The sequence below is a fragment of the Sporichthyaceae bacterium genome (genome assembly GCA_036493475.1).
GTDB lineage: Bacteria > Actinomycetota > Actinomycetes > Sporichthyales > Sporichthyaceae > DASQPJ01.
Genome location: DASXPS010000036.1, coordinates 1 through 20,083 on the forward strand (window position 1 = coordinate 1; position 20,083 = coordinate 20,083).

The following is a 20,083-nucleotide window of genomic DNA, read 5'->3' on the forward strand; positions in this document are numbered from 1 at the left end:
GCGAGGCCGCGGCGAGGCGATTGGTCGCTCGTGACCGCCGAACCCGCGCCGCCCCGGATCGGCTACCGGTTGGTGTGGCCGCCGGGCTGGGCCCGGATCCCGTTGCGTTCGGGGACGGAGGAAGCCATCGAGGCGATCCTCGACACGGCCACCGCCGCCCTGCCGCCGGACGCCCCCGATGTGCCGGAGCGGCGGGCGCAGGTCGGCGCCTACCTGCGCGACACCGTCGCCGCCTACGACGAGAACTGCCTGCACCTGTACCTGCCCGTCGAGGCGGTCCACGGCGTTGTTGTGCCGGCGTCGTTCGTGGTCGCCGACATCGCCTTCGGTTCCGTCGACCCGCTCGACCCGAACCTGCTGATCGAAGGCCTCACCACCGGCCCGGGCGCCCGGCGGGTCACCATCGCCGGAACCGCCTGCTCCCGCACCGAAACCCTCGCGCCGGCCGATCCCGCCCGCGGTGTCCCGTTCCCGTCCCGCCGCGTCGTCTACGTCCTGCCGGTACCGGCGGACCCCGACCGTTGGCTCGTCGTCACCTTCTCCGCCCTGCGAACCGACTCCGACGACGACCCCTCCACCGTCTCGGTCGAGCTGTTCGACGCGATCATGAGCACATTCCGTTGGATCCACACCTGAGGCTGCGTGCCCCGCGGCCCGTCATGAGGAGCCGGGGCAGCCCTGCAGTGCGGGTGAGGCGCGCTGAGGCACGCCACCAGTGGGCAGAGTTGAAACGGGTGTGACGACAAAACGGGCGCCGATCGCCTCAGCTTTTTCAACTGTGTTCCGGAGTTGCGTGACCCGGGCCGATTGTCGGCGCGGCCAGGTAGGAATGCCACAGCAATCGACCGCGTGACGGGGGGACGGATGGAGCTGGACGCCGAGGGGGAATGCGTGAGGACTCCGCTCAAATTGCTGGAAATCTAAGGTAGCAGAAGTGCTACCGTGCGGTATGGAGACGATCCCGCAGAAGACACTTCGCAATGAGGTGGGCGAGGTCCTGCGTCGCGTCGAGGGTGGCGAGACGTTCATCGTGACCGTCGCCGGTCGGCCGGTGGCGGAACTCCGGCCCGTGCAGCGTCGGCGGTGGGTCAGCGGGCCGACGCTGGCCGCGGTTTGGCGCACTGCCGCACCGGCGACGCTGGCCGAGGATCTGGAAGCCATGCCTGGCGACCTGGTCGACCCGTTCGCCCAGTGAAGGCCGTCCTCGACACCTCGGTGCTAATCGGACCCGGGTTCTCCAGCGACGTCGATGCGGCGATCAGCGTGGTGTCCATCAGCGAACTGCACTTCGGGGTCCTGCTGGCCACCGACCCGGACGAACTCGCCCGCCGTACCGGTCGTTTGGCCACCATCGAGGCAACCTTCGATCCGTTGCCGGTCACCGTTGAGGTCGCTCGCACCTGGGGTCAGCTCGCGGCTGCGGTGGCGCAACGCGGCGGACGTCCGCGGCGACGCCAACTCGACCTTGCGATCGCGGCGACCGCCGTTGTCGAAAACGCCCCGTTGATCACCGTCAACGTCTCCGACTTCGCCATCATCAACGACCTCGTCGACGTGCGTGAGCCCTGATCACTTCCCGGTGTAGATCACGAACTGATTCGGATCCGGCTGGAACCCATTCGGCGACCCGTCGGGATTGGCGACGGTGTTGGCGTCGGTGTACTTGTACATGAACTCGCGGCCCTGGCCGTAGTCGTGATTCCAGCTCGAGCCGTTGCGTTCGCTCGGCGCCCAACTGAACCGCTGATCCATGTCGATGTCCGCGCTGTACACGTCCCCGTTGTTCAGCTGGGCCATCAACCGATCCCGCGTCAGGTTCGGACCGACCGCCAATGCCGCCAACGCGAACACGTTCGCGCCCACGTAGCCGGCCTGCGCGATGTGGTGGTTGATACCGCGGTTGTCCTGCGCGTACTTGTTCATCGTGGACATGAAGCCCGAACCCCACAGCCGGTACGAGGTGTTCGTCCAGTAGCGGCCGGCCGGCCACTTACCGAACAACGACCCCAGCGTCTCGGTCGCGAGGTTGTTCCCCGACATGCCCAGCGGCGGGTAGTAGCCCTGCTGCGCGGCCTCCACCATGAACTTCGCGACGGTGGCGGGGTTCACCACGTAGTGCACGATGTGGTCCGGGTTGGCCACCCGCATCGCCAACACATACGGCGCCATCGAGGTTTCCGAGATCGACACGTCGGACCGGTTGACCAAGTGCGACCCGGAGGCATCCAGGATCTTCGTCACCTGGTTGCAGGCCAACTGCATCTCGGGACTGTTCAGGCAGAGCAGCCCGTAGGTCTTGGGTTTGATCACCGAGCTGACCCAGTGCGCCCCGGCCATCGCCTCGTGCAGCATCGACATGTGCGTGGGGAACATGAACGGGTCTTGCCACTCGGTCTGCGAGTAGGCCCACATGCCGACCGCCGGGATGTGGTACTGCTTCAGGTCGTCGTGGATCGACGCGCTCGCCCAGGTCGAGTAGGTCAGGAACGAGAAGATGTGGTCCTGGCTGACCAACTTCTTGATGCAGGCCTTCGATTGGTCCACATCACCGACGCCGTCGTTGCAGTCGATCAGTGACATCCGGCGGCCCAGCACGCCACCACGGTCGTTGATCGCCGACAGCGCCGCGCGCACGCCATCGACGATCGGGGTGGTCAGCACGCCGCCCAATGCGACGTCGTGCATGTTCACCGTGCCGAGGGTGATCGAGTTCTTGGTGACGCCGGTGTCGGTTGCGCCGTCCTTGTCGTCCGCCACCTTGACGCTGGACGCGCGCTGCGCGGCAGTGACGTCGATCGAATGCACGCCCAGGGCGGCCACCGCGCTCGCTGGGTCCAGCTTCGAGGACTTCGACTCGCCGGGCGCCTTGCCCTTGGCTTTTTGGGTGTGATCGCCGCCGGTGGCCGGACCGGCCGGTGCCGAGGCAGCGTTAGGGGCAGGCGCAGCCTCGGTGGCGGCGGAGTGACTCGATTTGGTCCCGGTCGCTGCGGAACCCTTGGGGCTGCCTGCCACAGGCGGCACCGCGATCGGGCTCCCGGCCGATCCGCTCGCTGCCGGCGCGCCCGGTTGGGTCACTGATCGCCAGCCGCCCGACGCTCCGCACGCAGTCAGCACCAGCGCCAGGCTGACAGCCGCGGGAACGACGAGAATCCCTGCTCGCCGCACGACTTTCATGGTGCGGCCCTAGCCGCGGCACAGCGAAGCGCCGGCTCCTGGAGCCGGCCCCAGAGACCTTGCTTGCCAGCGGTCAACCCGAGTCCTTCACCGGCGCCGCCCCGGGTGGGTTGGCGCATAGAACAAAGTATGTCTCAATTGTGCGCCGGAGTGTGTGTCAAATCCACACAAAGGCCGGCGGCGGGTTGCCGGCCGGGCTGCCGGGCGCCAAAAACCCCCGTCGCGCCCGACGGGTCTTTCCGACGCGACGGGGGTTGCTGATGGACCCCCGCGTCGGGCCCGGTACGAGGGATTGCCGGACCCGGGAGGGCTTGCGCGGCCAAATCGTCCGCTCTGCAGCGTGACGCAACGATGAACTCGGCGCGCCGAGCGACGCAGACGTTCGGCCCGGCGGGCTAGGGCCGGTCGCGCCAGCGGTCGTACAGCGGATCGCGGAAGCCGGCAGGAACCGGCTCGGGTTCCTCCCACCAGCGAGAGCACGCCCTGCGACGCACCCGCATCCGCTCGGCCACCGCTCTCTCCTGTCACCGGAATCTGGCTCCGGCCGACTACCCCGTCCACCACGGGCAATGCACCGCGGCGGCAAGAACACAGCCACCCCCCGGGACCCGGGCAGCGCGCCACGCGAGGATGTCCGGGTGGCCAAGGTCGAACCGGTGCTCAGCACCGCGGGCCGCGGAACCGAACTGGCGCTGCACTCCACCCGAGGGCGCGTCGCGTTGGCCGCGACGGTGGCGGCCTCCGGGATGGCCTCCCTGGACGCGACGATCGTCAACGTCGCGGTGCCGCACATCGGGCAGTCGCTGCACACCGGGGTGTCCTCGCTGCAGTGGGTGCTCACCGGCTACCTGCTGGCGTTGGCCTCGCTGATCCTGCTCGCCGGGGCGTTGGGTGACCGGTTCGGCCGGCGCCGGGTGTTCGAGGTCGGAGTGATCTGGTTCGCCGCTGCCTCCCTGCTCTGCGGAGTGGCGCCGTCGATCGGGTGGCTGATCGCCGCGCGCATCCTGCAGGGGGTGGGTGGCGCACTGCTGACCCCGGGCAGCCTGGCGATCATCGAGTCCGGCTTCCGGCCGGAGGACCGCGCGGCGGCCGTCGGCGCGTGGTCGGGGCTGGGTGCTGCGGCCGGCGCGGTGGGGCCGTTGGTCGGCGGGGTGATCGTGGACGGGCCGGGGTGGCGGTGGGCGTTCCTGCTGAATCTCCCCGTCGCCGCGGTGGTCATCGTCTGCTCGCGCGCGGCGGTGCCGGAGACCCGCGGCCGGGACGGCGGCCGGCTCGACGTGCGGGGCGCCCTGTTGGCCGTCGCCACGTTGGCCGCCGCGACCTGGGCGCTGACCGAGGCCGGGCCGCGGGGTTGGGGCGACGCCAAGGTGCTGGTCGCGGCCGCGGTGGCCGTCGTCGGCCTGGTGGTGTTCGTCATGCATCTGTGCCGGGCGACGAACCCGCTGGTGCCCCCGTCGTTGTTCGCCAACCGGGTGTTCACCGTGCTCAACCTCGGCACGCTGTTCCTCTATGCCTCGATCGGGCTGAGCTTTTTCCTGGTCGCGTATCAACTGCAGACGGTCGGTGACTGGTCGGCGCTGCAGGCCGGGCTCGCGCTGCTACCCGCGACGCTGCTCATGCTGATGTTCTCCGCGCGCTCCGGCGCACTGGCCGAGAAGATCGGCCCGCATTGGCAACTGACGGTGGGTCCGCTGTGCGCGGCGGGCGGATTATTGCTGCTCACCCGGGTCGGCATGCACCCCACGTGGGCCGCCGACGTGCTGCCCGGCGCGTTGTTGCTCGGCCTCGGCCTGGTGGCGATGGTGGCACCGCTGACCGCGAGCGTGATGGCCGCCGCGGACCGGGAGTTGGTCAGTACCGCGTCGAGTGTGAACAACGCGGTCGCGCGGGTGGCCAGCCTGGCGGGCCTGGCCGTCGTCCCCGCGGCGTCGGGATTTGCCACGGCGCACGGCGGCATCGACATCACCCACGCCTACCGGGTGGCGTTGGTCATCGCGGCAGCGGTGGCGGCGACGGCGAGCCCGGTGTTCTACCTCGCCTGCGGCCGCGATCGGCGACGGCGTACCCGCACCTAAGACAATCCCGTGGCGCTGGTCTGACTGACCGTCAGTTCACTGGTCACCGTGGCGTGCCCGCCCTGTTGCCACGCTGGACGGTGTGCACGATCGCCAGGATCAGGCCGATGATCAGGCCCCACCACAACACGTGCACGGCGAACCCGAGGCCGCCGAACAACAGGATCAGCAGCAACGCGATGACGAGCAACACGGTTCCTCCTTGGGCCGACCACGAAGTACTTCCCCGTTCGGCCCCGGGAAAACCGGGGGCGCTACCCGGGAGCTCAGCCCGGCAGCGCCACGTCGACGGGCGCGTCCGCGGACACCAAGTGCTGGGCGTAGGCATCGACGGTGAAGAACGGCGCCAATTCATCCGACAGCAGCAAGGTGGACAGCAGTGCGGGGGCCGCCCCCGGGCCGGTCGGGTCCTCGGCGAGGAGGGTCCGGCACTCCTCGTCGAGGATGCGCTGCACCATCTCGGTGGTGACCGACTCGCCGGTGTCCAACTTCACCCCGAAGTGCCGCCACTGCCACACCTGGCAGCGGGAGATCTCCGCCGTCGCCGCGTCCTCCATCAGGTTGAAGATGGCCACCGCGCCACTGCCACGCAGCCACGCGGAGATGTAGCGCAACGCCACCACGATGTTGGAGCGCAGCCCGGCCTCGGTGATCTCGGCGTCAACCCCGGACACGTCCAGCAACTCCGCGGCGCTCACCGACACCTCCGGGCGCAACCGCACCCGCTGGTCGGTGTGCTCGCCCAGCACCGCGTCGAAGGCGTCGCGGCAGATCGGTACCAGACCGGGATGCGCCACCCACGACCCGTCGAAGCCGTCGCCGGCCTCGCGTTGCTTGTCCTCGCGCACCTTGCCCATCGCGCGCTCGTTGACCTCGGTGTCCTTGCTGGGGATGAATGCGGCCATGCCGCCGATGGCGTGGGCGCCGCGCTTGTGGCAGGTCTGCACCAGCAGTTCGGTGTAGGCGCGCAGGAACGGCGAGGTCATGGTGACGCCGTTACGGTCGGGCAGGATGTAGGCCTCGTTGTCCCGACCGAGGGTCTTGATGACGGAGAAGATGTAGTCCCAGCGGCCGGCGTTCAGCCCGGCGGCGTGCTCGCGCAGTTCGTAGAGGATCTCCTCCATCTCGAACGCGGCCGGGTAGGTCTCGATCAGCACGGTGGCCCGGATGGTGCCCGACGGCAGACCGAGCAGTTCCTGCCCGCGCAGGAACACGTCGTTCCACAACCGCGCGTCGAGGTGGCCCTCCATCTTCGGCAGGTAGAAGTACGGGCCAAAGCCGCGGTCCACCTGCGCGTGGGCGTTGTGGAACAGGTACAGCCCGAAGTCCAGGATGCTCGCGCTGATCGACCGGCCGTTGATGAGCACGTGCTTGTCCACCAGGTGCCAGCCGCGCGGGCGCACCACGATGGTGGCCGGGTTCTCCCCCACCGCGTAGTGCTTGCCGTCCTCGGTGGTGAACTCCAGCCGCCCGGCGATCACGTCGCGCAGGTTCACCTGCCCGGACACGATGTTCTCCCACGTCGGGGAGGTGGCGTCCTCGAAGTCCGCCATCCACACCTTGGCGCCGGAGTTCATCGCGTTGATCGTCATCTTCCGGTCCGTCGGCCCGGTGATCTCCACCCGCCGGTCCGCCAGCCCCGGCGCGGTCGACGCGACCCGCCAGCTGTGGTCCTCCCGGATGGCCCGGGTGCTGTCCAGGAAGCCGAGCCGGTCGCTGCCCTCGGCCAGCGCGAGATTGCGCTCGGCGCGGCGTTTGAGCAGCTGGAAACGTCGCTCGGCGAACTCGTTGTCCAGCGTGGTGACGAAGGCCAACGCCTCCGGGGTGAGGATCGTCTCGGCACCGGGGACCGTGGAGGGCACGATCTGCACCTGCGGCGTCAACAACTCCGTCATATGTATGTCCTCCCTCAGAACTGCGCGGACTCGGTTGACCCGTGCAGCGCGGCGGTGTCGGTGGTGGGGTTGATCGTGGTGGACACCAGGTCGAACCAGCCGGTGCCGACCTCGCGCTGGTGCTTGGTTGCGGTGTATCCGACGGCCTCCGCGGCGAACTCGCGTTCCTGCAGTTCCACGTAAGCCGGCATGCCGTCTGCAGCGTAACCACGGGCCAGGTCGAACATCGAGTAGTTCAGCGCGTGGAATCCGGCCAGGGTGATGAACTGGAACTTGTAGCCCATGTGCCCGAGCTCGCGCTGGAACTTCGCGATGGTGGCGTCGTCCAGGAACTTCTTCCAGTTGAAGGACGGCGAGCAGTTGTAGGCCAGCAACTGATCCGGGTACTCCTCCTTGATGGCCTCGGCGAATTGGCGGGCCACCTCGAGGTTCGGCTCGGAGGTCTCCATCCACAGCAGGTCCGCGAGCGGCGCGTAGGCCAGGCCGCGGGCGATGCACGGCTCGATGCCGTTGCGGACCATGTGGAAGCCCTCGCCGGTGCGCTCACCGGTGGTGAACTGTTGGTCCCGCTCGTCAACGTCGTTGGTGAGCAGCGTCGCGGCTTGGGCGTCGGTGCGGGCGACGATTATCGACGGCACGTTGCACACGTCGGCGGCCAGCCGTGCCGCGACCAGCGTGCGTTCGTGCGCCCGGGTCGGGATCAGCACCTTGCCACCGAGGTGGCCGCACTTCTTCTCCGAGGCCAGCTGGTCCTCCCAGTGCACGCCTGCGGCGCCGGCCGCGATCATCGCGCGCTGCAGTTCGAAGACGTTGAGTGGGCCGCCGAATCCGGCCTCGGCATCGGCGACGATCGGGGCGAACCATTCGACGCTGTCGTCGCCCTCGGCCCAGGCGACCTGGTCGGCGCGGGCCAACGCGTTGTTGATCCGACGCACCACCGCGGGCACCGAGTTGGCCGGGTAGAGGCTCTGATCCGGGTAGGTGTGCCCGGCCAGGTTCGCGTCAGCGGCGACCTGCCAGCCGGACAGGTAGATGGCCTTGAGGCCGGCGCGGACCTGTTGCACGGCTTGATTGCCCGTCAGCGCACCGAGCGCGTGGATGTAGTCCTCGTGCTGCAGCAGATCCCACAGCCGCTCCGCGCCGCGGCGGGCCAGCGTGTACTCCTCGACCACCGACCCACGCAGCCGGACGACGTCCGCGGCCGAGTAGGGGCGGGTGACCGTGGACCATCGGGGGTCGGTCGCCCACTGCTGGGTGAGTTCGTTGACCTGCTGCTCGCGTGCGCTGTTCACTCGTGGCCCTCCGGGTCCGCTGCGAGGCGAGGACCCGCCTGCTGGAGATCTCGCCCAGCTGTTTCAACCAGCTCGAGCGCAACGTGCGCGCCTACTGACGGCCCCTACCCGGCCGCGGCTGGGCCATACCCCGGTCAATGGTGCTGGTCGCCCCGACCCAGGGTCTGCTCGCGGGTCACGCCGGGGCGGGTCCACTGCGGCACCGGCCGCCCCGTCTCACCCCAGGTGGCGTTGCCGTCGGCATCGGTGCGCCAGAACGTGCTGATCGGCGCGCCGTGCCCGCCCACCGGCGCGCCGGCATCGGGAGCCGCGGGCCAGCCCTCGGGGTTGTCCTCCCACCCCTCGCGCCGGCCGTAGGGCGTTCTGTCCAGCAGCGCGAGTGACCCGTTGACCGCCTCGGTGCCCCGCCCGGTGGTGGCGTAGGTGAGAAACGCCCGGTCGCCCTCGCGCAGGAAACAGCAGAGGTAGCCCATCTCCCCGCCGACCGGCTCGGGCAGGCCGCGTACCGAGTACCAGGGCTGGGTGTAGCCCATGAACTCCACGAAGGGAGCGACCTCGTCCCACGACCCGGTGGTCAGCAGCGCGAAGGAGACGCCGCGGGCGTGCAGATACACGGCGTCCTTCAGGTGCCAGGCCACGGTGGTACAGCCCTCGCACTGACCCTGGTGCGGCGCGCCGTCCCACCACATGTGCTTGTAGACCATGAGCTCGTCGCGATCCTGGAACAGGTTCAGGAACGGCACCGGCCCGTCGGCACCGACGACCTCGACGGTCGGGTCGAACTCCACCATCGGCAGCCGGCGCCGGGCGGCGGCGATGGCGTCGCCCTCGCGGGTGTGCGCCTTCTCGCGGACCAGCAACTCGTCGCGGGCCGCCTGCCAGGTGGCCATATCAACGACGGGCGGGCGGCCCGGGTTCGTCACGGTGTCCCTCCGGGGTGTGTCGGGTTTCGTCCCATCACACCAGAAGCCCGGACCTCGCTCCCGCGCGGGGATTCGGCCGTTCGGCTGACGCCGAGCCATTCAGCCCGCCCTCTGCGATGCCGAGATTCACAGTTGACCCGCGGCGGTCGCACGTGCGATCGCCACCGCCTGTCCAGGAGTCGCTGTGGCCCGTTACGCCCGTCCGCTCGGATCCACCCGACTTCCCCGCGCCGTTCGCGTCGGCGCCGTCCTGGCCGTGCTGGCCGCCGGTACCACCGTGTTGTCCACACCGGGTGCGATGGCCGCGACGTCGGCGTCCGGGCCGACGTCCGCGGCGAACTGCGCCAAGGCGGACAAGGGTTACGCCGCCTGCTTGTCCCGCCACCGCACCGACATCAAGGGCCGGAAGGGACGGCTCGCGCCGTCGATCACGCCGTCGGGTTGGGCACCCAACGACCTGAAGTCCGCGTACTCGATCCCGCCGAACCTCGGCGCGGGCTCCACGATCGCCATCGTGGACGCCTACGACGACCCGAACGCCGAGGCCGACCTCGCGCTCTACCGCTCGCAGTACGCCCTGCCCGCCTGCACCACCGCGGGCGGCTGCTTCCGCAAGGTCTCCCAGACCGGCAGCACCACCGCGCTGCCCCGGGCCAACTCCGGCTGGGCCGGGGAGATCGCGCTGGACATGGAGATGGTGTCCGCGGTCTGCCCCGCGTGCCACATCCTGCTGGTGGAGGCCAGCTCCAACTCCGACGCCAACCTGGGCACCGCAGAGAACTACGCCGCCTCCCAGCCGGGGGTGAAGGCGATCTCCAACAGCTGGGGCGGGTCGGAGTCCAGCTCGGACCCATCGCTCACCTCGAACTACCTGAACCACCCCGGTATCGCGATCACCGCGTCCACCGGTGACGACGGGTACGGCACCGAGTGGCCGGCGTCCGCACCGGCTGTCGTCGCGGTCGGTGGGACGTCGCTGTCCCGGTCGTCCAACGCGCGCGGTTGGAGCGAGACGGCGTGGAGCGGCGCGGGCAGCGGCTGCTCGTCCTACGAGGCCAAGCCGTCGTGGCAGCACGACAGCGGGTGCGCCAAGCGCACCATCGCGGACGTATCCGCGATCGCCGACCCGAACACCGGCGTGGCGGTCTACGACTCCTACGGCAGCGGTGGCTGGGCGGTCTACGGCGGTACCAGCGTGGCCTCGCCGATCATCGCCGGCATGTACGCGCTGGCCAACGCCACGTCGGCGAGCTCGCTCTACTCGGCGGCGACCGGGCTCAATGATGTGACGAGTGGTCAGAACAAGAGCAGCTGCAGCAACTACCTGTGCAAGGCGGTGGTCGGCTACGACGGTCCGACCGGCGTGGGCACCCCCAGCGGCCTGCTCGCCATCGGCGGCTCGGGTGGCGGCACCAGCAGCAACACGTTCTCGGTCGCGGTCAACCCGACCGGCGGCAGTCTGACCGCGGGCACCGGCACCACCGCCACCGTCAACACCACCACCACCGGCGGCTCGGCGCAGACCATGACGCTGTCCGCCAGCGGCGCGCCGGCCGGGGTCAACGTCTCGTTCGGCCCGTCGTCGCTCACCTCCGGTAGCTCCTCGACGATGACGGTGACCACGTCGGCGTCCACCACGCCGGGCACCTACACGATCGCGGTAACCGGCACCGGGTCGAGCAGCAGCGCCACCGGCACCTACGCGCTGACCATCTCCGCGCCGTCCTCCGGCGGTTGCGTCACCGGTCAGCAGCTGACGAACACCGGCTTCGAGTCCGGTTCCACCTCGTGGACGGCGACCTCCGGCGTGATCGGCAAGAACACCGGCACCTCCGCCCCGCACAGTGGCGTTTATGACGCGTGGCTGGACGGGTACGGCCGCAGCCACACCGACACCCTGGCCCAGACGGCGAACATCCCCAGCGGCTGCACCACCGTCACGGTGTCGTTCTGGACGAAGATCTCCACCCAGGAGACCACCTCGTCGGCGGTGGACAAGCTCGTCGTGGCGCTGGGCAGCACCACGTTGGGCACGCTGTCCAACCTGAACAAATCCAGCGGTTGGGTGCAGTACACCTTCACCACCACGGTGCCGGCCGGCACCACCAGCGCCGCGTTGAAGTTCACCGGCACCGAGAACAGCTCGCGGTACACGTCGTTCCTGGTGGACGATACATCGCTCACCGTGAGCTGACCCGGGTCACACTGGAACCCGGCTGCCGTCCTGCGGCAGCCGGGTTCCGCTGTTGAGGGGAGCAAGCCGTGAACCGACGGGGCATGGTGGCGGTCGCCGCGTCCACGGTGGTCATCGCGGGTCTGGTGAGCGCGGGCATCGCGCACGCCAAGTCCTCCGACGACGACGGGGTGGCGCCCGGGCAATCACGTGGCCAATTCGGACTCACGGTGACGCGGGGCAGCGGCGCACCGATAACGGTGGTGTTGGCCTGCGATCCGATCGACGGCAACCACCCCCATGCGCAGGAGGCCTGCGCGGACCTGGCCAAGGTGAACGGCCAGATCCAGAACATCACCCCGAAGCAGGGCGAGATGTGCCCGCACTACGTCAGCCCGGTGCGCGCCACGGCGGTGGGTCGGTGGGGAGCGACGTCGATCAACTACGACCACACCTTCAACAACTCGTGCGAGATGATCCGGGCCACCGACGAGGTCTTCGACTTCTAGGCCCGCATCCCCTCCGACGGGCGTAATCCCGTTGCCGTCACCCGACCGGAGGAGTCACATTCATCCGTAGGGCCGAGTCGCACCGGGCAAATCGTGCGTCCAAGTCGGGAAAGACGGTGGGCGGCGGGAGCGGCAGTGAACGACGAGCAGACAGTCAGCGTGGTGCACGCGGTCGGCGACCAGGTGGTGGTCTGGCGGATGCGCACCTTTGCGCTGCGCACCCGGATGGTCGGCGGCTGGGTGCTCGACGCCCGCGACATCGGCCAGCTGCTCAGCGTCCTCGGCGACGCCGTGGTGCACGCGACGCAGGCCGGTGCCGCCGTGCTGGCCCGGGCGGGCCTGACGCCCGCCGAACTGGTCGCGGACACCGAAGCCGCCTGACTCCCTCCGCCAACGTCAGCCATGGCCAGATCTGACCGGTAGTTGTCATTGTGGCCGGCGCACGCGCCGGCCTAGCGTCGTGGGCATGAGGCGGGTGCTGATCGTCGGCCACCCCGGCGCGCTGGGCATGGAGCTGCTGGGTGTGCACGACATCCTGCAGTCCGCCAACGAACTGGCCCGCCGCGCCGGCACACCGGAGCCCTACCGGGTGGAACTCGCCACGCTCGACGGGTCGGACATCACGCTGTGGACGGGCCTGCGCCTGGGCCCGGCGCGCAATCTGCGCACCACCCGGATCGACATCGACACGCTCATCGTCATCGGTGGACCGTCCGCTCATGAGGTGTGCGCCGATCCCGTTCTGGCCGCCGCGGTGCGCCGCGTCGCCGGCCGGGCCCGCCGGACGGTCAGCATCTGCACCGGATCGTTCATCCTGGCCGCGGCCGGCGTGCTGGACGGGCGCCGCGCGACCACGCACTGGACCATGACCGACGAGTTCGCCCGCCGCTACCCCCGCATCGAGGTCGACCCGGACCGGATCTTCGTGCAGGACGGGAACGTCTGGACCTCCGCCGGTGTGACGTCCGGGTTCGATCTGCTGCTGTCCCTGGTCGAGTCCGACATCGGGCCGGAGGCGGCGCGCACCATCGCGCAGATCCTGGTGCTGTATCTGCGCCGCACCGGCAACCAGACGCAGTTCTCCACCCAACTGGCCAACCCATTGCCGACCCGCGAGCCGATGCGCGAACTGCAGCAGTACATCCTGGCCAACCCCGCCGTCGACCTCAGCCTGGCCGCCCTGGCCGAACGGATGACCATGAGCCAGCGCCACTTCGCCCGGGTGTTCACCGCCGAATTCGCCCTGTCGCCCGGCCGGTACGTGGAGAAGGTGCGCCTGGAGACCGCGCGCCGACTGCTGGAATCGGACTGCCGTGACCTCTCCGCCGCCGCCCGCGCCGCCGGGTACGGCAACCCACAGGCGATGCGCCGGGCCTTCACCCTCGCCCTGGGCATCAGCCCGACCGAGTACCGTCGCCGGTTCGGCGACACCCCTGCCCCGCTTCACCTCGCCGTCTGACGCTGGGTCAGACCGGATCGGAAGGTACTGCCGTGAAGACTGTCGGTGCGTTCATCTTCGACCAGATGACCATGCTCGACGTACTCGCTCCGCACCAACTGCTCGGCATCCACCCGGAGTTCCAGGTGGTCACCATCGCGGCCACACCGGACCCGATCATCACCGACACCGGTCTGAAGATCGTGCCGGACTACAGCGTCCACAACGCGCCGGACATCGACGTGCTACTCACCGGCGGCGCGGGCGACATGGTGGGACCGCTGTCCAACCCCGCCGTCATCGACTGGTTCCGCAAAGCCGGTGAGCAGGCGGAGTGGGTCACCTCGGTGTGCAGCGGATCCCTGCTCCTCGCCGAGGCCGGATTGTTGGACGGCTATCGCGCCGCGACGCACTGGGCCTACCTGCCCTTCCTCGCGCACTACCCGCAGGTCACGGCGAGCGACGAACGCGTGGTGCGCGACCGCAACCGCATCACCGCCGGCGGCGTCACCTCCGGCATCGACTTCGCCCTCACCTTCCTCACCGAGGCATGCGGTCCCGAGTCCGCCGCGATGATCCAGCTGATCACCCAGTACGAACCGATGCCGCACGGCCCGAACGGACATCCGCGTACCGCCGCGCCAGAAGTGGTGGCGGCCGTGACCGAGCGGTTCGAGCCGCTCGCCGCCGGGTTGGTCGCGTTCTACGCGGCGAAGGCGACGTAGCGGGCAGGCGGGTTGCGGGTGGGCATGCGAGGCTGGGCGCTCAACGGATGAGGGGGCGACGATGTCCACGCGGAACAACATCCTGGCCGGCGTCGGAGCGCGGATCCTGGAGGGCGGTCACCGCACGCTGCTCTGTGTCACGGGCGGGCGATGGCCGCATCGGATCGGCGGAATGGCCACGGTCGAGCTACACGCGACCGGGCGCAAATCCGGTAAGCGCCTCTCCACGCTGCTGACCACCCCGATCCACGACGACCGCCGGGTCATCCTGGTCGCGTCCAAGGGCGGCCACGACGAACACCCCGACTGGTACAAGAACCTGGTCGCCAACCCCGACGTCGAGATCACCGAGAACGGCCGGACACGAAAGATGCGCGCCCGCACCGCCGCCGGCGCGGAGCGTGCGGAGCTGTGGTCGCGGATCGTGGGTGTCTACAAGGGCTACGCGGGCTATCAGAAGCAGACCGACCGCGAGATCCCCGTCGTCATCTGCGAAACCGTCGACGATCCGGGCGCGATCGGCTAGCCAACCACCTTCCTTACGTCCGACGAATCTTGCGCTATAGCGCAAGATTCGTCGGACGTTGCGGGGATGGGGCGTTGCTGATCACGTCGGCGACCTGCGCGGGATAGTCGAGCGGCACGAACGTTCGCCCGCCCTCGATGACGGACAGCATCGCGTTCGGGAAGGCCGCGGCGAGCTGGTCCGCGAAGGCGATAGGGAAGAACCGGTCCGCGTCGCCCCAGGCCAGGTGCACCGGTTTGGCAAACGCGGCGAAGCGGGTGGCGACATCGAGCAGGTCCGCCGATCGGATCGCGCTCATCAGCTTGGCGGCGTCGCGGCGCACGCCGCTGTCCCGGTAGAGGGGCTCGATCCAGCTGCGGGTGACGGCGGCATCCGGCTCACCCACGAACACCAGCCCGAACCCGCGCGGGCCGTGTCGGAGCGCGGTCGTCCGCAGCGCGGCGGCCATCAATTTGAGCAGCCAGGCATGCCGGCCCCAGCGCAGAAGCCCGGTGAATTCCGGCGGTGGGAACACATCGAACGCGTCGCAGTTGGTGAGCACCAACCGGCCGATGCGACTGTGGTCGGTGTCGATGAGGAACTGGCAGAGCGCTCCCCCGGTGTCGTTGCCGACCAGGGTCACCTCGCTCAGGTCCAGGGCGGCCAGGAAGGCGTTGATGATGGCCGCTTGGCCGCGCGGGCTGAGGTCCGCGCTCGGGTGCATGGCAATCGGGTGCGAGCCGAGCGGCCAGGTCGGGGCGTAGCTGCGGATGCCGCGCTCGGCGAGCAGGTCGGCGACCGCCGCCCAGAGCTGGTTGTCGACCAGCAGGCCGTGCACGAACACGACCGGTGGGAACGTGCTGTCGGCCGGGCCGGCGGCGCGGTAGGTGATGGTGCCCTGCGGTAGCTCCACGCGGTTCACGGCTCACCTCGACATGGTCAGCGCGTCGGCCAGTTACGTGGCGCCGGCACCTCGAGCAGCGCCGGGTCCACCGGGGTGTGCTCCGCCGCGGCATGCAATCGACCGTCGCGCAGGGCAATCGCGCCGGACCGCAGCATCGATGCGATGAGCTCGGTGGTGAACTCCTCCACCGGGCGGTGCAGCAACCGGGCCGAGTCGATCAACCAGGGCCGCTGGTGCAGGTAGGGCTCCACGGTGTCGGTCGGCAGGCCTGCGCGGATCATCAGTTGGTAGGCGAAGATGCGCCGCGAGGCGTACCAGACCGCACCATCGGGGTCATCGACGAGCCGCTGCGCCCGACGCACCGCATTGCCCAGTGCCGCACCGGTGTCCGGCGGAATCCGCCCGTGCGCGGGCAGGATGACCCGCGGGTCGAGCTCGACCATCCGCTGCACCGAGGCCAGCGCCGTCTTCGCCACGTCCGGGCCGTCCAAAGCAAGGTTGACCATGCCCACGTCGTAGTCGGACATCGCGTCGCCGACCGCGAGCAACCGCTCCTCGGGCTGCCACAGCGCGACGTGGCCGGGGGTGTGGCCGGGTGTGGTGACGACCTGCCAGTGCGTGTCGCCGAGCAACAGCAGTTGCCCGTCGGTGAGGGGTTCGTCGACCGTGTACGGCGCGACGGGTTGGTCGAAGTACTCGGTCTGGCAGCACCCCGGATCGCGCCGGTTGACCGCCGCGGCATCCACGGTGCCCGCGGCGATCCCGGCGCCACCGGACTGCAGCACGCCGTTGGCGCCGACGTGGTCAGCGTGCCAGTGGGTGTTCACCACCAGGTCGAGACGGTCGGTGTGGGCGCGCACCCACTCGGCGGTTTCCGTTGCGTGGCCGACGAATCCGCTGTCCACCAGGGCTGGTTGCCGGCCGGGCAACAGCAGCAGGTTGCCGTCCGGGAAGGGCCGGTCCTGCCAGATCAGCCGGCGCGGCAGATGCGAACTGTCGATACCCATGGTTGCTCCCGCACGAATCGGCGATGATCACCAAGGGCAACACTATGATGTTCAATAGTCGGACGTCAAATCAATTCACACGATCGGAGCGGCCACTCGCCCGCGCAGGATCGCCAACATCCGGTCGGGGTCCGCGGGCGTGCAGGTCGGGTGCACCCACTGGCCCACGTCCAGGTCGACGACCTGGCTCCGGCTGCGGCGATGGAGGTCGAGGCCGAACCAGTGCCGGAAATCCCCGGAGCCCCAGATCCGCCACGCCCCGGTGCGCACACCCGCGGGCCGGACGCGCACGGCCTTGATCTCGTCGTAGGGCACGACCTTGGCCCCGGCCCACGGGAAGTAGTACCGGCGCAGCGTGATGCCCCGTTCGTCCAGGCGCACCAAGCCGTCGTCGTAGTCGGACTGCTCGGTCACAGCCGCTGTTCGCTCTGTCGGGCCGGGGTGGTCACCTCGGCGGGCGCCGTCTTCTGCTGCGGCGCGGCGGGCCCGTGCGGCCAGGCACCGGGCTTGTACCGCTTGTTGGTCGACTCGTAGCGGCCCGGCGCGCCGTTGACCACCGACGTCGCGCTCGGATCCCACCAGATCTCCCGGCCATCCCGGTACGGGCTGTACGCGCCGTCGGGATAACCCCAGCTTCCGGACGGCCCGGTGCCGCCGGGATAGGCCCGCATGCCGGCCGCGAACGTCTGCGCGGTCAGGTTCGGACCGGCCATCTGGATGCCCAACGCCAGTTGGTAGAAGAACTGGTAGAACAGGTCCGCGCCGAAGATCGGTTCGTGGTCGGGGTCGACCGATTTCGCTGCGGCATAAGCAAAACTGGCGCCCTGCGGCTGCTCCTGGCCCAGCTGACTCAGCCCGAAGGCGTGCTTCCACTGGCCCTCGTCGTAGAGCTGGCCGAACTCGTCGGAATCGGTGAGCACGGTGCCGGTGACCACATACTCCGGGTAGTACTGCTGCTGGCTCATCCGGTTGGTCACCAGCAGCGGGAACAGCGGGTCGCAGAGCAGCACCACGGTGGTGATGCCGTCCTGCTTGAGTTTGGCGGCGATGTTGTTGGCCTGGTCGGAGAAGCGGGCCAGGTCCAGGGTGTAGCTGTAGCGCTGCGCCTTGTTGCCGGCCGCGTTGATGTCCTTCATCGCCGTGTTCAGGCACTGCTGGTACTCGGGGTTGTCCGGGGTGATGATGCCGAGCTTGCGCGGTTGGCCGGCCAGTCCCGGCCCGGCGTGATCGGCCGGGTAACCGAACACCCGCTTGTTCAGGTACTCCGCGACGATCTCCGACAGGGTCGTGCAGTCCGGGAACGGGCTCCACGAGTACGGCTGATGCGCGGCGAACCATTGCCGGGACATGTAGGGCGCGCCGATCGCGACCACGCCCTGCCGGGCCAGGGCGTCGTTGTAGGGCTGGGTGAACGCACTGATGTCCGCGAAGGCCTTGAGCTCCTTCGCCGTATGGATCGCGTCGGCCTGCGCGGCGTCCTGCCCGGCGCCGACGAACTCGTTGAACACCGAGCCCTTGCCGTGCCACTCCTGCAGGTCGAGCTTGCGGCCGTACATCTGGAAGTTCTGGGAGAAGTAGGTGGCGTAGTCCTGGATGGTGCGCCGCACGTCCGCGTCCGTGGCCGCCGGGATCTTGTTCGCCTTGTCGCCGGCGAGTTGGCGGATGACGCTGGAGAAGTCGCTGATGTTCTCCACGGGCAGCCGGAAGGAGATCTTGATGCTGTCCTTGGTGATGCCGGTGCTGGTCGCGCCGCCGTTGTCCTTGCCCGCGGGCCAGGCGATGCAGGGCGGGGAGTACGGATCGCCGACCACCTGAATCCTGCGGTTGGCACAGGGGCCCGCGCCCGCGGCAGCGGCGGCACCGGGGACCTGCCCCTTGGCGCCGGGCACCGGCTTGCCGCCGGGGACCTGAGCCTGACCGGGTGCGACCGCCGCCGGGGCGTTCCCCTCCGGGCCGGCGCCGGCCACCGGCGTGGCGTTGGCGGCGCCCTGCGAGACCACGGTGACCTGGCGCGCGATGGTAGGCACGAAGGTGACCACCAGCAGGAACGCGATGGCCAGGGCGAGCAGCGGTCCGTACCCACCGAACAGACGACGCGGCCCCTTACCTAACGAACGTGCGGGCAAGCGGTCCTCCGGTGCTGACGGATCCAGACCTCCATGCTGAGCACCGTTTCGCCCCAGGTCAAACGGATGTGTGACTCAGACCACACTGTCATAGCGCTTGCGGGCGGCGAGCACGTCGTTCCTGCGCGTGGTGGCCCAGTGGTGCGCACGCTGTAGATGCAGGTCCAAACGGTTGGGACGGATGAGCCGGCTCATCCGTCCCAACGTTTGCAACGTGCATTGTCAGCCGTGTGACGTTGGCTGCCGTCAGACCGCCGCGAGCGTCGGCGCCGAGGCGGCGATGCCGAGGATGCCCTGCCAGTCCAGCACGCCAACGGTGTTGTCGTTCTCGTCCATGAACTGCAGCGCGCCGTAGTTGGTGAAGTAGAACACGGTGTCCTCGACGAAGTTGGTCCAGTCGTGGATCATCCCGGTGGGCTCGTAGCCGTAGTCACCGGGGTAGGCGGTGATGCCGCCCGCCTGCACGCCGCCGCGGACCTCCATCTGGCCGGAGATCATCAGGTACTCCCCGGCGCCGAGGTGCTTGTGCCGGGCGAAGCCGGAGCCCGTCGCACAACGGAACAACGCGGTCCAGGTGCCGGTTTCCGAGCTCACCCGCAGCACCTTGATATCGATGCCGTCCGCCCCGGGGAACGGGATCCACGGGTGGTCGTCGGGGTGGACGTAGGTGTCCTGAATGGTGTCGTTCTGCAGCCTGTCCCGCGCCGACTTTGCGTCCATCGTCACTGCTCTCTCTCGTCCATCGGGGCCGTGAACGAAAGCGACGCTACTCCTGCCGCGCCGCCTGGATCGCGCGCAGGCAGGCGGCGGTGTCCCAATAGCTGACCGTCATCTCCACCACCTGGCCGTCCCGGAACGTGAACCACTCGACGGCGGCCATCCGGATCGGCTCGGCCGCACCCGGCGCGATCCACGGGAACTCCACGTCCACCGCGATCTCGTCGCCCTGCTCGAGCACCCGGCGCACCGTGATCTTCTCCACCAGCACCATCGGGGTGCGGGTGCGGGCCAGCTTGCCCAGCAGGCCTTGGATGACCTCGCGCCCGGCGTGGACGCCGCCGTAGGGCAGCGAGTCGGAGATGCGCATGACCGCGTCCGGCGCGAAACCGTCCTCGATCGCGGCCGCGATCGCCTCGCCGTCCTTGGCGATGACCGCAGCATAGAAGCGGTCGATGACGCGGCGGTTGGCGCTGGTCACGCCGTCAATCTAATGGTGCGGACCGACGTGGCCGTGGGTGCCGACCGGACCGTTGTTCCCGACACGGCCGTGGGTGCCGACCGGACCGTTGTTCCCGACAAGGCCGTGGGTGCCGACAGGACCGTTGTTCCCGACATGG

Annotated in this window: 21 protein-coding genes; 10 read left to right on the plus strand and 11 right to left on the minus strand. The window is 69.3% G+C overall.

The window, feature by feature from the left end; all coding sequences use genetic code 11:
* Positions 1–30: 30 nt before the first annotated feature.
* The 3 genes from VGJ14_04305 to VGJ14_04315 all read left to right on the plus strand — a co-directional run bounded on the left by VGJ14_04305 (position 31) and on the right by VGJ14_04315 (position 1,569).
* A complete protein-coding gene (locus VGJ14_04305) occupies positions 31–636 on the plus strand; it encodes a hypothetical protein (protein HEY2831623.1) in 606 nt (201 codons plus the stop codon).
* Between the two features lie 313 nt (positions 637–949).
* Positions 950–1,195 (plus strand): type II toxin-antitoxin system prevent-host-death family antitoxin, encoded by a 246-nt coding sequence (locus tag VGJ14_04310; GenBank protein HEY2831624.1) that lies wholly within the window; start codon positions 950–952, stop codon positions 1,193–1,195.
* The gene (locus tag VGJ14_04315) at positions 1,192–1,569 is read left to right on the plus strand and encodes a PIN domain-containing protein (GenBank protein HEY2831625.1); all 378 of its coding nucleotides are present in this window, start codon (positions 1,192–1,194) and stop codon (positions 1,567–1,569) included. The genes VGJ14_04310 and VGJ14_04315 overlap by 4 nt, the downstream gene beginning before the upstream one ends.
* Here the strand turns inward: VGJ14_04315 and VGJ14_04320 are convergent, their stop codons facing one another.
* On the minus strand, positions 1,570–3,021 hold the full coding sequence (locus tag VGJ14_04320; GenBank protein HEY2831626.1) for an ABC transporter substrate-binding protein: 1,452 nt from the start codon (positions 3,019–3,021) through the stop codon (positions 1,570–1,572).
* Between the two features lie 791 nt (positions 3,022–3,812).
* Between VGJ14_04320 and VGJ14_04325 the strand changes: the two genes are divergently transcribed.
* The gene (locus tag VGJ14_04325) at positions 3,813–5,249 is read left to right on the plus strand and encodes a DHA2 family efflux MFS transporter permease subunit (protein HEY2831627.1); all 1,437 of its coding nucleotides are present in this window, start codon (positions 3,813–3,815) and stop codon (positions 5,247–5,249) included.
* A 43-nt stretch (positions 5,250–5,292) separates the two neighbouring features.
* Here the strand turns inward: VGJ14_04325 and VGJ14_04330 are convergent, their stop codons facing one another.
* From VGJ14_04330 to VGJ14_04345, 4 genes are all read right to left on the minus strand, one after another.
* Entirely contained in the window at positions 5,293–5,442 is a 150-nt protein-coding gene (locus VGJ14_04330; GenBank protein ID HEY2831628.1) for a hypothetical protein, read from the minus strand.
* A 73-nt stretch (positions 5,443–5,515) separates the two neighbouring features.
* Positions 5,516–7,144, minus strand: coding sequence for a malate synthase A (gene aceB, locus VGJ14_04335; GenBank protein HEY2831629.1), 1,629 nt, complete (start codon positions 7,142–7,144; stop codon positions 5,516–5,518).
* Positions 7,145–7,158: 14 nt separating this feature from the next.
* Positions 7,159–8,436, minus strand: a complete 1,278-nt coding sequence (gene aceA, locus VGJ14_04340) for an isocitrate lyase (protein ID HEY2831630.1) — start codon at positions 8,434–8,436, stop codon at positions 7,159–7,161.
* Positions 8,437–8,570: 134 nt separating this feature from the next.
* Positions 8,571–9,458, minus strand: coding sequence for a DUF899 family protein (locus VGJ14_04345; GenBank protein HEY2831631.1), 888 nt, complete (start codon positions 9,456–9,458; stop codon positions 8,571–8,573).
* Positions 9,459–9,543: 85 nt separating this feature from the next.
* Between VGJ14_04345 and VGJ14_04350 the strand changes: the two genes are divergently transcribed.
* From VGJ14_04350 to VGJ14_04375, 6 genes are all read left to right on the plus strand, one after another.
* Entirely contained in the window at positions 9,544–11,553 is a 2,010-nt protein-coding gene (locus VGJ14_04350) for a S53 family peptidase (GenBank protein HEY2831632.1), read from the plus strand.
* 68 nt (positions 11,554–11,621) lie between these two features.
* The gene (locus VGJ14_04355) at positions 11,622–12,041 is read left to right on the plus strand and encodes an SSI family serine proteinase inhibitor (GenBank protein HEY2831633.1); all 420 of its coding nucleotides are present in this window, start codon (positions 11,622–11,624) and stop codon (positions 12,039–12,041) included.
* 135 nt (positions 12,042–12,176) lie between these two features.
* A complete protein-coding gene (locus tag VGJ14_04360) occupies positions 12,177–12,422 on the plus strand; it encodes a hypothetical protein (protein HEY2831634.1) in 246 nt (81 codons plus the stop codon).
* A gap of 85 nt (positions 12,423–12,507) precedes the next feature.
* On the plus strand, positions 12,508–13,500 hold the full coding sequence (locus VGJ14_04365) for a DJ-1/PfpI family protein (GenBank protein HEY2831635.1): 993 nt from the start codon (positions 12,508–12,510) through the stop codon (positions 13,498–13,500).
* Between the two features lie 32 nt (positions 13,501–13,532).
* Positions 13,533–14,204, plus strand: a complete 672-nt coding sequence (locus VGJ14_04370) for a DJ-1/PfpI family protein (GenBank protein ID HEY2831636.1) — start codon at positions 13,533–13,535, stop codon at positions 14,202–14,204.
* A gap of 61 nt (positions 14,205–14,265) precedes the next feature.
* Positions 14,266–14,730 (plus strand): nitroreductase/quinone reductase family protein, encoded by a 465-nt coding sequence (locus VGJ14_04375; GenBank protein ID HEY2831637.1) that lies wholly within the window; start codon positions 14,266–14,268, stop codon positions 14,728–14,730.
* Between the two features lie 34 nt (positions 14,731–14,764).
* Here VGJ14_04375 and VGJ14_04380 read toward each other — a convergent pair whose 3' ends face one another.
* The 6 genes from VGJ14_04380 to VGJ14_04405 form a co-directional block, all read right to left on the minus strand.
* The gene (locus VGJ14_04380; protein ID HEY2831638.1) at positions 14,765–15,631 is read right to left on the minus strand and encodes an alpha/beta hydrolase; all 867 of its coding nucleotides are present in this window, start codon (positions 15,629–15,631) and stop codon (positions 14,765–14,767) included.
* Positions 15,632–15,648: 17 nt separating this feature from the next.
* Positions 15,649–16,620, minus strand: a complete 972-nt coding sequence (locus VGJ14_04385; GenBank protein ID HEY2831639.1) for an MBL fold metallo-hydrolase — start codon at positions 16,618–16,620, stop codon at positions 15,649–15,651.
* Positions 16,621–16,695: 75 nt separating this feature from the next.
* Complete coding sequence (locus VGJ14_04390) at positions 16,696–17,034, minus strand: hypothetical protein (protein HEY2831640.1); 339 nt, start codon at positions 17,032–17,034, stop codon at positions 16,696–16,698.
* Complete coding sequence (locus VGJ14_04395) at positions 17,031–18,746, minus strand: hypothetical protein (protein HEY2831641.1); 1,716 nt, start codon at positions 18,744–18,746, stop codon at positions 17,031–17,033. Before VGJ14_04395 ends, VGJ14_04390 begins: the two co-directional genes overlap by 4 nt.
* Before the next feature lie 246 nt (positions 18,747–18,992).
* Positions 18,993–19,466, minus strand: a complete 474-nt coding sequence (locus VGJ14_04400) for a 2,4'-dihydroxyacetophenone dioxygenase family protein (protein ID HEY2831642.1) — start codon at positions 19,464–19,466, stop codon at positions 18,993–18,995.
* Between the two features lie 46 nt (positions 19,467–19,512).
* Positions 19,513–19,944 (minus strand): nuclear transport factor 2 family protein, encoded by a 432-nt coding sequence (locus VGJ14_04405; GenBank protein ID HEY2831643.1) that lies wholly within the window; start codon positions 19,942–19,944, stop codon positions 19,513–19,515.
* Between the last annotated feature and the right edge of the window lie 139 nt (positions 19,945–20,083).

Coding starts and splice junctions, on each gene's coding strand:
- VGJ14_04375 (HEY2831637.1), top strand. CDS start 14,266: ATGTCCACGCGGAACAACATCCTGGCCGGCGTCGGAGCGCGGATCCTG.
- VGJ14_04345 (HEY2831631.1), bottom strand. CDS start 9,458: ATGGCTCGGCGTCAGCCGAACGGCCGAATCCCCGCGCGGGAGCGAGGT.
- VGJ14_04400 (HEY2831642.1), bottom strand. CDS start 19,466: ATGGACGCAAAGTCGGCGCGGGACAGGCTGCAGAACGACACCATTCAG.
- VGJ14_04365 (HEY2831635.1), top strand. CDS start 12,508: ATGAGGCGGGTGCTGATCGTCGGCCACCCCGGCGCGCTGGGCATGGAG.
- VGJ14_04310 (HEY2831624.1), top strand. CDS start 950: ATGGAGACGATCCCGCAGAAGACACTTCGCAATGAGGTGGGCGAGGTC.
- VGJ14_04385 (HEY2831639.1), bottom strand. CDS start 16,620: ATGGGTATCGACAGTTCGCATCTGCCGCGCCGGCTGATCTGGCAGGAC.
- aceB (HEY2831629.1), bottom strand. CDS start 7,144: ATGACGGAGTTGTTGACGCCGCAGGTGCAGATCGTGCCCTCCACGGTC.